Origin of the sequence: Zwartia panacis, assembly GCF_030410395.1 — a bacterium.
In the GTDB taxonomy this organism is placed as follows: Bacteria; Pseudomonadota; Gammaproteobacteria; order Burkholderiales; family Burkholderiaceae_B; genus Zwartia; species Zwartia panacis.
This window is the reverse complement of the sequence record NZ_JAUHHF010000006.1, coordinates 120,346-133,264: the sequence shown is the minus strand read 5'-3', so window position 1 is coordinate 133,264 and position 12,919 is coordinate 120,346. Positions and strand designations below refer to the sequence as shown.

Here is a 12,919-nt window from a genome sequence, read left to right as displayed (position 1 = left end):
CTGTTCGAATAGCGAGAAACGTCATATTAACACTAAATGCGAATCATTATCAATACCGGTTAGATTTAGACATTGCGCGCGACAGCAAAATCACAGGGATCAACCCGGCGGTCACAATCGTCAACGATGGTAACGCCAGCTCAGATAAACGCTCGTCCGCCGCCAGCTGATAGGTCGCTACGGCCAGCGTGTCAAAGTTGAAGGGGCGTAAAAGCAAGGTCGCTGGGAGTTCCTTCATCACGTCGACAAATACAAAAAGCCCTGCTGTCATGACACTACGCTTGAGGAGCGGAAAATGAATGTCGCGCATCGTTTGCCAGGGCGTCGCCCCTAAGAGCGCTGCCGTACCATCCATCGAGGGAGTGATACGCGAAAGCCCAGCCTCCACGCTTTGCAAACTGGAAGAAAGGAAGCGGATCAGATAGGCATAAATCAGCACCGAAACGGTGGCAGACATGATCCACGCCACCTGAAAGAGGCCCAACACAGACAAAATACCGACCGCCAGCACCGCGCCAGGCAGTGCGTATCCCAGACCAAGCAAACGATTGACCCACTGCAGAGTCGCGCTTTTCGTCAATCTCGCACCGTAAGCCAGCAATAAAGCGCAAGCCACGGAAATCAGCGCGGTGATCGCCGATAAACCAAAAGAGTTTTGTAACCAGTCCAGGTAGCGCACATCTAGACTCAAGCCCTGCTCCCAAAGCAGCTTGAGCAAAGCCGCCACGGGCAATAAAAATGCGCAGAGCAAAGTCAATCCGCACACTGCAAAGGCACCGAAAGCCTTTCGACCCTTTAGAAGCCGGGGTAATGCAGCGCGTTGAACGACTCCCGAGCTCGCATAACGCATCCGGGCTCTATTTGTCTGCTCCATATAAAAAATCAGAATCACAAATACCAGTAGACCCAGGGAAAGCTGAACGGCAGCCAGGCGATCGCTAAAGGACAGCCATGCCCTGAAAATACCTGTTGCGAAAGTTTCAACACCAAAATAGGCGACTGCACCGTAATCCGCCATGACCTCCATCAGGGCGAGGGCCATTCCCGCAAAGATCGCTGGTCGTGCCATGGGTAAAACCAAGCGAAAAAAAGCCTGGAAACCGCTGTATCCGAGCGTTTCAGCCGCCTCGGAAAGGCGACCGCTTCGGTCCAGAAACGAAGTGCGCGCAATTAAATAGACATAGGGGAACAGACAAAAAGAAAACGACCACATCGCGCCACCTAAAGAGCGCGGATCCGGAAAAAACCATAATTGCTCGAGTCCGAAAATATTGCGTAATGTTGTTTGAATCGGACCGGAAAACTGCAGAATATCGACAAAAAGATAAGCCATGACATAAGTTGGGATGGCCAGCGGCAAAATCAGCGCCCATTCAAAAATCTTTTTGCCAGGAAACTGATAGTTCGCCACCAGCCAGGCGTTACCCACCCCGAGCACAAAGACGCCCAGCCCTACTCCTAGCAGCAGCAACAAGGTAGACGTGACATACTCTGCTAGCACGGTTTGCCAGAGATGCAGCAACGTACCCTGGGCGATCAGCTCCTGGGCGGCCTCGCCGCTGCCTTCCGTAAAAAAAGGAATAAAGAGGCCCAGCAGCGGTAACGACAACAATACTGCGATCAGAACAACGACTCGACTCATTCGTGATGCGCTCGGCTCAGGATAAAAAGGATTCTGGAATGAAAATGCGGTTAATGAGAAAATTATAAAGATGAATACCAACGCACCTTTGCTTTCCCTCGACCACGTTGAAATCGGATACCCCCGTCTGGACGGTCCAGGATGGGTTCCGATCGTGCGTGATTTAACCCTCAGTCTAGCCCGAGGCAGCATTGCGTGTTTGCTGGGACCCTCCGGATGCGGCAAATCCACGATTCTAAGAGCCATCTGTGGCTTTGAAACCTTGCAGAAAGGCTCCATTAGCTTGCACGGCAGGGTTGTCAGCGCACCAGATATTCAGGTCGCGCCGAATCTGCGCAAAGTCGGCATGGTGTTTCAGGATTTCGCCCTGTTTCCCCACCTCAGCGTGTTGGAAAATGTGATGTTCGGCTTGCGCGCACTCGCGCCCGCCAAACGACGGGAAGTCGGTCTCCAGTGGCTTGAGCGCGTTTCACTGGCAGACAAAGCGGGATCCTACCCGCACGAACTGAGTGGCGGACAACAGCAACGGGTCGCGCTCGCTCGCGCCATGGCGCCCGAGCCTGACCTGATTTTGCTCGACGAACCCTTTTCCAGTCTGGATATCGACCTGCGCGAGAGGCTCGCCAGCGAGATGCGGGATATTTTGAAAGCCAACGGTGTCACCGCGCTGCTCGTGACCCATGACCAGTTCGAAGCCTTCGCGATCGCCGATCAGATTGGTGTGATGTCGGAAGGTCGGATCATACAGTGGGACACCCCCTATGATCTGTACCACGAGCCCGTCAATCGCTACGTCGCAGACTTTATCGGCCGTGGCGTCTTTGTCAAAGGCATCATCCAGCCCAATGCCATGGTAAAGATCGAACTGGGTCAACTTCAGCTCGATCACGATCATCATGATCCGATCGGCACAGAAGTGGATGTGCTGCTGCGCGCGGATGATATCCAGCACGACGATGCGAGCCTACAACAGGCCGAAGTCCTCCGTAAAACTTTTCGAGGCGCCGATTTTTTGTATACCTTGCGTCTTCAATCAGGGCAGGAAGTTTTGGCCTATGTTCCCAGTCATCACGACCACTCGCTAGGCGAAAAAATTGGCATACGGCTCGGCGTCGATCACGTCGTGACCTTTTCCGATCAAAACTGATTGATCTCCATACGCCACTTACTTGCACCTTAAGGAAAACCCTGTATTTGAGGAAAACACCTCCAATACAGCGGGTTGCCTGTGTAGAATCATTGAGCCTTAATCGGTAATGCTGATCCCTTTGCTCCGAAAATTTTAAGTCGACATGGAGCGGTCACTGAATCAGCCCAAACCCAAGGATATCAATATGCAGGTAATTTCCGACGAAAGCATTGCCGTAGATCCAAGTTCCAAGATACTCAAAAAACTGATCACTGTCATCGCTGTGACGATGTCTCTGTATCACATGTATGTCGCTGGATTTGGCCCGCCTGAGGCAGTGATTTTCCGCGGTACGCACTTGATGTTTGCGTTGGCGCTGGTTTTTTTACTGTACCCGTCGAAAGCAGAGGGAGGTTTGATTCCGCGGTCATACGACATGCTGATTCTTGCTCTCGGCCTTGCCGCAATCGGGCATATTTTCGTGGATTACGAAAACTTCACGAACAGAATCATCTACATCGATGAACTCTCTAAAGCGGACGTGTTTTATTCCTTTGTCATGGTCGTCGTCGTTCTCGAAGGCACACGACGCGTCATTGGCTGGGCACTGCCGATCACAGCAATTTTATTCGTCGCTTACGCTGCGTTTTTTACTCAGGTCAAGCTTCCGGTTCTCCTGGAGCAGCTCTACCTGTCTACCGAAGGTATCTTTGGCTCGACACTCGGTGTCTCTGCCTCCTACGTCATGCTTTTCGTGATTTTTGGCGCGTTCATGGAAAAGAGCGGCACGGGGCAATTGTTCATGGACTTTGCCATGGCTCTGACCGGACGGAGTGCGGGCGGTCCTGGAAAAGTCGCAGTCGTGAGCTCCTCACTCTTTGGTACTGTTTCAGGAAGCGCTGTGGCCAACGTCATGGTGGATGGTCCCATCACGATACCCCTGATGAAGCGTACAGGCTTCAGACCCCCTTTTGCAGCAGCTGTGGAATCCGTTGCCTCCACAGGCGGACAGCTCATGCCTCCGGTCATGGGTGCAGCAGCCTTCGTGATGGCTGAATTCTTGTCGGTTCCCTATGCGCAGGTTGCTTTGTGGGCCGTGATCCCCGCTTTGCTTTACTACGCATCCGTGTTTTTCGCGGTTCACTTCGAAGCTAAACGCCATGGATTGGGCGGTGTCCCCGAAAGCGAGCTCCCAAAGTTTGGACAGGTCATGATGCAACGGGGTCACCTGTTCATTCCGATTCTGATTATCCTGATTGGTCTGTTCATGGGCTTCTCGGCGCCACTGTGTGCCTTGGTTGCAGCGCTCAGTTGCCTGCCCGTTGCGCTTGCCCGCAAACTGACACGACAAGGCATCACATGGATGACGGTGATTAACGCCCTCGAAGAGGGTGCACGTAACGCTTTGTCCGTTGCAATGGCCTGCGCTTGCGCAGGTATCGTAATCGGTTGCGTCACCATCACGGGACTGGGTATTGTTTTCACACAAGTCGTGATCGAACTTGCGAACAACTCCTTATTCCTTGCCTTGCTGTTGACTGCCGCCGCGGGCATTGTGCTTGGAATGGGCATGCCCACCACGCCAGCCTACATCGTCATGGTCTCATTGCTGATTCCTGCGATTATCAAGCTCGGCGTTGAAGTGCCAGCGGCCCACATGTTTGCACTCTACTTCGCGATTCTTTCTGCAATCACTCCACCGGTCGCACTGGCGGTGTTCGCGGCAGCCAGCCTGGCAAAGGCAAATATGTGGGAGTCAGGTTTTGCCGCGATGCGGGCGGCCGCGCCCGCCTATATCGTCCCTTTTATGTTCGTGTATGAGCCTTCCTTGCTGCTGATTTTCAAAGACGACACGTCCTATCTGACCGTTTTCTGGTCAGTCATGACTGCGATGATTGGTGTGATTGCCCTGGCTGGCGGATTTTTTGGGTGGCTTGTCGGTTATGCAACCATGTACCAGCGCGTATTACTTTTCATTTCAGCGGTTTGTTTGATCAAGCCCGGTCTCATCACCGACACGATCGGTTTCGGACTACTTGCGTTTGTAGCGATCACGCAGTGGTACCAAAATAAAAGAAACGCATCGGCCACAGCCTAGGGGACAGCCATGAGCATGGCCATGATTCATCTCTCGATTCCGATCAAAGATATCGCCTCAACGGTGCGTTTCTATCGGGATATTTTGGGATGCACTGTCACGAGACAACAGACCGACAGACTCGATATCGATTTCTTTGGTCACCACCTTGTCGCGCAGCTCTCAGAACTTGAAGCCTCGCACAAATCAATCACCATTGGACGTGGAAACTATCCTTTGCGTCACTTTGGTGTGATCGTCACACCTGATGTGTACGATCGTATGCTCTCAAGCCTGATCGCCGCCAAGGTCGACTTTGCGATGGCTCCCGACAGAATTTTCATCGGGACACCTCGCGAACAATCGGTTTTTCTTGTCTTTGACTTCTCGGGGAACGCTGTTGAGGTGAAGGGCATGCCCGATCCTCAACAGGTTTTCTCAGCAGGATAATCCGTTCAGAAGCGTTTGGAGAGCGACAGCGCCATCGCAAAACCGGTTTGATAGTTGGTGCTGTACTGAGTCGTTCCAGAACTGTCTGTCGCGGACAAACGACCCGCAGTTGTCGCTGCGGCATACAAGTCAATACGAGTCGTACGGTCAATCGCGTAGGATAGTCTTGCAAAGACGGGGACGAAACTGTTTTGACCAATGCCATTGGCCACAGGACTGTTTTCGTTTAGGCGGAAGCGGTAGGAACGATACGCGCCTCCACCTGCAATACTCCACTGTTCCGTCAATGCGTAAGAGAGCTCGAGGCCCGCGCCACCGGCAGGACCGGCAGGCAGGGAGTTACCGAGTCGCAATTTATCAGTGATATTCCAATTAACCAACAGGTATGGAAATACTTTCGTCTCGTCAATCTGGCGAAATACTCCAGCTCCAACTCCAAGCGTCAAATCTTTGGAGAATGTTCTCGCGACACTCATCACGGCACCATAAGTCGCCGTACCGCCGGTACCGGTCCCCGTCTCGCCAGACCACTCCACAGTCGGTGCGAAACCAAAACGCCACTCAGGGCTGGGGGAATAGCCAAAGTTCATCCCCAAGGCGGGAGTACTGATCGCTGTCCAAGGCGCTTGACCACCGAACGCCTGAGGATCACTCCATGACCAGTTCTGATAGTTGTAACGGGCGCTCACACCTGCGGAAAAAGCGCTTGTGAACTGTTTGGTGACATTGACGTTGGCTGACGCATCCTGCCAGTTAAAACTTCCACCATCCACGATGCGGGTGTTGAATTGATTCAAACCCGTGAGACCCACAGATACGCTGGTTTCGCCGGGCGATTGACGCGGCTGGGCGACAACTGATGCACATAGCGCCGTGAGCGCAAGAGCTGCACCCATGCGAAGGGAATTCGGCATACTAAACATATTCATTCATCCATTTTTTGTCAAAACAAAATATCGGAAGTCCTCATTCACCTCAGCGAGACAGTAGACGTCTAGCGAAATAGGACAGCGTATCCACGAGAATGACCAACACAATCATAGCGGCCAGCACACTGCTTGTTTCCTGCATTTGAAACAGGCCCATGTGAAAAGACAACATTTGACCCAATCCACCACCACCGACCACACCAAGCACGGCCGCGGCGCGAATATTATTTTCCCAACGATACAACGCATAGGACATCAACTGTGGAGAAACCGTAGGGAGTGTTGCATAGAGGAACACCCGTCCCTCGCCCACCCCCTGAACCCTCAGCGCAACAGCGGCTTGCTGAGGCGCGTTTTCGATAGATTCGGCGAATAACCGACCCAACACGCCCGTGGTGTGCAGGGCAAGTGCGAGCGTGCCTGCGAATGGACCCAAACCAGCGGAAATCAACAATAAAGCCGCCCAAACCAACTCGGGGATGGCGCGCAATGCATTCAGAAGCAAACGGGTCGGAAATCTCCAGCGGGCAGGATCGCCGTCATAACTCCGGCTCGCAGGCACGGCTAACAAGACGCCAAAAATAGTCGCGATCAAAGTACCGACCGCGGACATAGCCAAAGTTTCGAGACTGGCGCGCCACAGCTTGTGAAGAAATACCGGCTCAAAATTGGGTGAGAGCAACTCGCCTAAAAATTTACCCATGCGAGCGATACTCTCAACAGACAAGACCCGTGCAAGCTGTAAATCGAGAGACCAAAAACTCAGGAAAATGAGAACGAAACTACCAGATAATGCCCAGAAAACAGGGGAACTCAGCCGCATCCAATGCTTTGGACGCTTGGGCACATTATTCGGGCGCATCCGCGCAGAAGATTCTGTCGATTGCTGACTCATTGGAGCGCCCTTCGCATCCAGGTACTCAACAAGTCGGCAAGCCCGACCAGCAGAATAAAAACAATCAACATGGTGGCGACTTCGGAACCATTGAACATTCGCATCGAATTGTCCATCTGCTGTCCCAGGCCGCCAGCACCGACAAAGCCCAAAACAGTCGATGCCCTGATCGCGCACTCCCAGCGATAAATTGTGTAACTCGTCAATTCAGTCGCATTACCTGGCAACACACTGTAAAAAAATGTCTGCAATCTGCCAGCGCCATTACGCAAGAGCGCAGTCGCGGGTTCGCGTTCACCACTTTCTAAAATTTCACCGTATACCTTGCCCAGCATGCCCGCGTAGGTCAAGCCAATGGCAAGCACACCCGCTGCGGGCCCCAGGCCCACGACGCGGACAAATACAAGCGCCCAAATGAGCTCAGGGACACTGCGCATCAGTATCAATATCCACCTGATCAGCTGTCTCAGCACAAATGGCAAAGCCTGCATGCGTCCGGACAAAGAAGAAACAGACAAGACTGTCGTTGAAAGCAGCGTGAGTGGAATCGCCAACACAAGCGCCAAAAAAGTCCCTGCCGTCGCGATCGCAACGGTACGCCAAGCTTCGCGTGCGACTAACTGTAAAAACTCAGAATTCAATGCGGGTGGAAAAAAATCCGCCAGAAAACGTACCGTAACTTTTAAATTATCGGTTTCGAAAAAAACCCATGGCCTGAACTCGGTTGTCACGAGTGCGGGCCACATCAGCAAACAGGCTGCGACAAACCAGAACACGCGTCGCGACCACGCGGGGTCACGCAGCTCAGGAGCCTTAAGCGCAACCAACGCGAATCTCCCGTTTCACCGCAGGGACTTCATGCAAGGCGTGAGGGGTTTCAACTTGGGCAAGTTCGTACTCAAACTGCGCGTAAAGTTCAGATAATCGCTCTTGTGTCACTTCAGGACCGAGCAGATCGAATACCAGACGACCATCACGCAGTCCGAGGACACGAGGAAACTCTGTAGTCGCCACATTCACCTGATGCAAGCTGGTCACCAATGTCACTTGTCGTGCGCGCGCCTCGCGTACAAGTGTCGCAATAGCCTGGCGAGCGCGAGTGGGGTCGAGTGCGGACAAAGGTTCATCGACCAGCCACAGTTTTGCAGGCGCAAGCAAAGCTCGCGCCAACCCCACGCGCTGCCGCTCCCCGCCCGAGAGACGATCGACGCGCTCCCATAACTTTTCTTTCAAATCAAACTGGGAAAGAGCCTGCGCGACTTCGTCAACATGTTGCGGATAGATCAGATTCCTGATGCTGCCCCAAAGTGATAGCTCTGGCAACTTTGCGGCCAGAAGAGAGACAATCACGCGCTGCCTGGGAGGTAATGGAGGGCTCTGGGGCGCATAAAACAATTGTCCACGTTGACGCTGCAAATTTCTCGTGGAGAGCGACCAGACCGGGTCGCGATCCATCAGCACTCTCCCATGGGAAGGCTTCAGCGCAGCGCCCAGCAACTGAAGCAAGGTCGTTTTACCCGCGCCTGAAGGACCAATCACCGCAACGTGTTCACCCGGAGAGATCGTCAGAGACAATTGATCAATCGCTGCACGCATGTTGGCACTGGCAGCAGGATGGCGAGCAGTGACGTCCTCCAGCTCAATCCGCAACCCAGACATTATTTGATCAAACCTGCGCTTCTACCAGCGGACTCAAGACCTTTGTAATTGTCTGGTGTCGTAGGGATATATTTGCTGGCGCGGTTCAAGGTCAGGATCTCTTTACCCTCCGGCGTGTTCATATCGAGGGCAAGCAAAGCCTTGGTAATTTTGTCGCGTAATTCAACCGGCATATCCGCGTTGACTGACCAGTTGTAATTGAAATAAGGCGGGGTGGTGTAAAACACATCGACTTTACTGGTGTCGACCTTTTTTTCATTCACGAACTTTTGCCAGACCGTGATGTCAAGCGCAGCGGCATCCACCCGGCCGCTTACGACTGATGCAATCGTCGCATCATGGGCGCCAGAGTATGCCACGCGCTTGAAATCGCGGTCGGGGTCCAAGCCGGCTTCGAGCAAGAACGAGCGCGGCATTAAGTGACCCGAGGTGCTGGACTGGGATCCAAAACTCACCTGTTTGCCTTTCAGGTCGGCAAGCCTTGTGATGCCGGAATTCTTTTGAGTGATGAATACGGAACGAAACTTGGTGTCCTCTTCGCGTTGAGCGATCGGCACGATTTTTCCACCAGAGCGGATTTGCGCCTGAACATAAGTGAACCCTCCAAACCACACCAGATCAACCTGTTTGTTAACCAGAGCTTCGACAGCGGCCGGATAATCATTGACTGGCACGAAGCTGACCTTCATGCCCACCGCTTGCTCCAGATACTTGGTCAGCGGACCAAACTTACGCATTTGCTCGGTCGCGGCCTCTTCAGGGATGGTGGTCACGCGCAGAACCTGCTGAGCATGAGAGACACCAGCTAAAAAAGTGGCGACTGTGATCGTGGCGACAGTCATTGCGCGAGAAATCCGGCGCTTGGAGAAAGATGTAAACAAAAGGGTCACCTGAAAACGGTTAAGGGTGCTCTTAGTATAGGAGAGACCGACCTCAACTCCCGGGATAAACCCTTTTTGATCAAGAATTTGGTGCACCGCAACAAGGGAAAGTCACTAGGGATCCGTTTCCATAAGCGTCAACACTTGCGAGATAATAGGCGTCCAGACATCTTCAATCGGAGGCCTTCGTGCTAATGAAAACTATGGCATCAATGGGCGCTCTTGCCCTGACTGCTGCGCTTTCTGTGACTTCTTTCAGCGCAGTCGCCCAACCAGCTAAACCAGAATGTATTGCGCCCGCCAAACCAGGCGGCGGTTTTGACCTGACTTGCAGACTCGCCCAAGCGGCCCTGAAAGACTCTCAAGTGCTCAAGGACCCTCTGCGCATTTCCTACATGCCCGGCGGTATCGGTGCGGTCGCTTACAACACCATTGTCACGCAGCGCCCTGCCGAAGGCGGCACGATTGTGGCCTATTCTGGTGGCTCCTTGCTGAACCTCGCGCAAGGTAAGTTTGGCAAATACAACGTCAATGATGTGCGCTGGCTTGCCGCGATTGGTGCCGATTTTGGTGTGATCATCGTGCGCAATGATTCTCCTTTCAAAGATCTCAAGAGTGTCATGACGGCTCTTCAGCAGGATCCGACCAAGGTTGTGTTCGGTGCAGGCGGCTCCGTGGGCAGCCAGGACTGGATGAAAGCCGCTTTGACCGCAAAAGCCGCTGGCGTCGACTACAAGAAAATGCGCTTTGTCGCCTTTGAAGGCGGCGGTGAAACCGCAACAGCGTTGCGTGGTGGTCATATTCAAGTCATGATGGGCGATGCAGCCGAGGCCGCAACATTGCTGGACAGCGGCGCTCCCCTTCGCGTCTTGGCCATTTATCATGACAAGCGTTTGCCAGGCAAACTCGCCGATATTCCGACAGCGACTGAACAAGGCTACAAAATCAACTGGCCGATCATCCGTGGCTTTTATCTCGGACCTAAAGTTTCCGATAAAGACTACGACTGGTGGGTGGACGCCTTCAAAAAGACGATGGCTTCCCCCGAGTACGCCAAGCTGCGCGAGCAGCAAGGTCTGTTTCCTTTCGATATGACGGGTGCCGAGCTTGACCGCTATGTCAAGCAACAAGTCAAAGAGTATGCCGAGCTTGCAGACACCTTTGGTCTAATTAAGAAGTAAATGAAGTCCATGCGCTGGACAGACCACAAGGTCTGTTCAGCGCTTTTTTATTTGAAGAAATTGAGGTGCAAGATGGCTCTTGATGATCGAAAACTGGGCGCGCTGGCGCTGGCACTCGCCGCTTTTCTAGCGTGGTACGGACACAGCCTTGAGGCGGCCTTCTCTTACGAGCCAATCGGTCCACGCGCTTTCCCGCTTGGGATCTCGGCAATCATTGCATTGTGCGGACTCATCCTCGTGATCAAGGGTGGTCACCGTGTCGAGCCCAACAGTCGCGCGGCAAACGCCCGAATCTGGCTGATGATCGCGATACTCAGTGCGTATGCCGCGACATTCCAGCTGCTGGGTTTCATTATTTCAACCGCGCTGATGACAACGCTGGTCGCACGTTTGTTTGGCGGCACCTGGATCAAAGCACTGATCGGTGGCGCTGGAATGGGTATTTTGTTTTTTGTGATTTTCGACAAATTATTGGATGTCGTTCTTCCTGCAGGTGTTCTGGGAGCATTTTTATGAGCGGCATTTTTGAACAGCTCGGTATCGGTTTTGGTGTTGCATTTACCCCGCTCAATCTTTTGGTCGCGGCAATTGGCTCGTTTTTCGGGACGATCGTCGGCGTCTTGCCGGGTCTAGGGCCCATCAATGGCGTAGCGATGCTCATCCCGATCGCTTTTGCGATGAACCTTCCACCAGAAACATCTCTGATTTTGCTCGCTGCGGTTTATGTGGGCGCCGAATATGGCGGCCGGATCACTTCGATTTTGCTGAATGTGCCTGGCGAGGCCGCCGCGGTGATGACGACGCTCGATGGTTACCCACTTGCCCGTCAAGGTCTGGCCAACGTCGCGCTCTCAATCTCAGCCTGGTCTTCTTTTGTAGGCTCATTGATCGGTGTGATTGGAATTGTATTCTTCGCGCCAGTACTGGCGAACTGGGCACTTGCCTTCGGTCCGGCCGAATATTTTGTGCTAATGGTTTTTGCCTTTTGCGCACTGACAAGCCTGCTAGGCGATCAACCTGTCAAAGGTGTGCTGGCCGCAATGATTGGGCTAGCGATTTCAACAGTCGGTGTGGACGCCAACTCCGGGGTTTACCGTTACACCTTTGATCACCCCAATTTATCGGATGGCATTGCGTTCGTCGTGGTGGTGATAGGCTTGTTTGCTGTTGCCGAAATGCTCCAAATGCTTGAAAACTCTTTAACGGGTGTCTCGATCGATGTGCCGCCGAGCACACGCAAAATGTTCAATTTCAAAGAACTAGTGTTTACCTGGTGGAGTACGTTGAGAGCCTCAGTCATGGGTTTCTTTATCGGTGTTTTGCCTGGAGCAGGGGCAAGCGTCGCATCGGCGGTGACATACGCCTATGAAAAGAAGCATTATGAAAACAGGGATCCCGACGCAAAATTCGGACGCGGCGATTTGCGAGGGCTGGCTGCTCCAGAGGCCGCGAACAACAGCGCGGCAACAGGATCGTTCATTCCCATGCTGACACTCGGTGTGCCTGGCTCAGGCACGACAGCCGTGATGATGGGCGCGCTTTCACTCTACAACATCACGCCTGGACCCGTATTGTTCGACCAGCAACCACAACTCGTCTGGGGTTTGATCGCTTCCCTGTTCGTCGCAAACCTCATGTTGTTGTTCATGAATATCCCAATGGTTCGTGTGTTTGCTTCGATGCTGAAAGTACCGCCGTGGCTGCTCGTCCCCGGCATTTTGACGATCAGCTTTGTGGGTGTTTTCGCGTTGCACTCGGCGACCTTTGATCTGGGTCTGGTCGTGGCAATCGGTGTGATCGGCTATATTTTGCGCAAAATGGGACTTCCCATGCCGCCGCTGGTTCTAGGGGTCGTGCTAGGCGAAATGATGGAGCAGAATTTACGCCGAGCACTCTCCATTACCAATGGGGAACTTGGCATTTTGTTCCAGAGCCCAATCAGCATCGGACTCTGGATCGCGGCAGTCGTGGTCATCGTTGCACCGAGTCTGTACAGACGATTTAAAACCACGAAATAAATTGAACTTGAATTCAAAACTATCATGAATAAAAAACTGCGCATGATGCGCAGTTTTT

12 protein-coding genes are annotated in these 12,919 nt (G+C 53.0%); 6 read left to right on the top strand and 6 right to left on the bottom strand.

Annotated elements, in window-relative coordinates; all coding sequences use genetic code 11:
• Window positions 1-49: 49 nt before the first annotated feature.
• On the bottom strand, window positions 50-1,642 hold the full coding sequence (locus QWY30_RS10170) for an ABC transporter permease (RefSeq protein ID WP_290240666.1): 1,593 nt from the start codon (window positions 1,640-1,642) through the stop codon (window positions 50-52).
• A gap of 70 nt (window positions 1,643-1,712) precedes the next feature.
• On the opposite strand from QWY30_RS10170, the gene QWY30_RS10165 reads away from it, so the two are divergent.
• From QWY30_RS10165 to QWY30_RS10155, 3 genes are all read left to right on the top strand, one after another.
• Complete coding sequence (locus tag QWY30_RS10165; RefSeq protein WP_290240664.1) at window positions 1,713-2,789, top strand: ABC transporter ATP-binding protein; 1,077 nt, start codon at window positions 1,713-1,715, stop codon at window positions 2,787-2,789.
• A 187-nt stretch (window positions 2,790-2,976) separates the two neighbouring features.
• Window positions 2,977-4,869: a TRAP transporter permease gene (locus tag QWY30_RS10160; protein WP_290240662.1), complete on the top strand. Its 1,893-nt coding sequence runs from the start codon at window positions 2,977-2,979 to the stop codon at window positions 4,867-4,869.
• 9 nt (window positions 4,870-4,878) lie between these two features.
• A complete protein-coding gene (locus QWY30_RS10155; RefSeq protein WP_290240661.1) occupies window positions 4,879-5,298 on the top strand; it encodes a VOC family protein in 420 nt (139 codons plus the stop codon).
• 5 nt (window positions 5,299-5,303) lie between these two features.
• Here the strand turns inward: QWY30_RS10155 and QWY30_RS10150 are convergent, their stop codons facing one another.
• The 5 genes from QWY30_RS10150 to QWY30_RS10130 all read right to left on the bottom strand — a co-directional run bounded on the left by QWY30_RS10150 (window position 5,304) and on the right by QWY30_RS10130 (window position 9,623).
• Entirely contained in the window at window positions 5,304-6,212 is a 909-nt protein-coding gene (locus tag QWY30_RS10150; RefSeq protein WP_290240659.1) for a DUF6268 family outer membrane beta-barrel protein, read from the bottom strand.
• 61 nt (window positions 6,213-6,273) lie between these two features.
• A complete protein-coding gene (gene phnE, locus QWY30_RS10145) occupies window positions 6,274-7,050 on the bottom strand; it encodes a phosphonate ABC transporter, permease protein PhnE (protein ID WP_290240740.1) in 777 nt (258 codons plus the stop codon).
• 68 nt (window positions 7,051-7,118) lie between these two features.
• A complete protein-coding gene (locus QWY30_RS10140; protein WP_435433387.1) occupies window positions 7,119-7,949 on the bottom strand; it encodes a PhnE/PtxC family ABC transporter permease in 831 nt (276 codons plus the stop codon).
• Window positions 7,936-8,772: a phosphonate ABC transporter ATP-binding protein gene (locus QWY30_RS10135; protein WP_435433392.1), complete on the bottom strand. Its 837-nt coding sequence runs from the start codon at window positions 8,770-8,772 to the stop codon at window positions 7,936-7,938. The genes QWY30_RS10140 and QWY30_RS10135 overlap by 14 nt, the downstream gene beginning before the upstream one ends.
• A gap of 8 nt (window positions 8,773-8,780) precedes the next feature.
• Window positions 8,781-9,623 carry a putative selenate ABC transporter substrate-binding protein gene (locus QWY30_RS10130; protein ID WP_290240736.1) on the bottom strand — a complete coding sequence of 281 codons (843 nt, stop codon included), beginning with the start codon at window positions 9,621-9,623 and terminating at the stop codon, window positions 8,781-8,783.
• A 251-nt stretch (window positions 9,624-9,874) separates the two neighbouring features.
• Between QWY30_RS10130 and QWY30_RS10125 the strand changes: the two genes are divergently transcribed.
• From QWY30_RS10125 to QWY30_RS10115, 3 genes are all read left to right on the top strand, one after another.
• Window positions 9,875-10,843, top strand: a complete 969-nt coding sequence (locus tag QWY30_RS10125) for a Bug family tripartite tricarboxylate transporter substrate binding protein (RefSeq protein WP_435433391.1) — start codon at window positions 9,875-9,877, stop codon at window positions 10,841-10,843.
• 72 nt (window positions 10,844-10,915) lie between these two features.
• A complete protein-coding gene (locus QWY30_RS10120) occupies window positions 10,916-11,359 on the top strand; it encodes a tripartite tricarboxylate transporter TctB family protein (protein ID WP_290240655.1) in 444 nt (147 codons plus the stop codon).
• A complete protein-coding gene (locus QWY30_RS10115; RefSeq protein ID WP_290240654.1) occupies window positions 11,356-12,861 on the top strand; it encodes a tripartite tricarboxylate transporter permease in 1,506 nt (501 codons plus the stop codon). The genes QWY30_RS10120 and QWY30_RS10115 overlap by 4 nt, the downstream gene beginning before the upstream one ends.
• Window positions 12,862-12,919 lie beyond the last annotated feature (58 nt).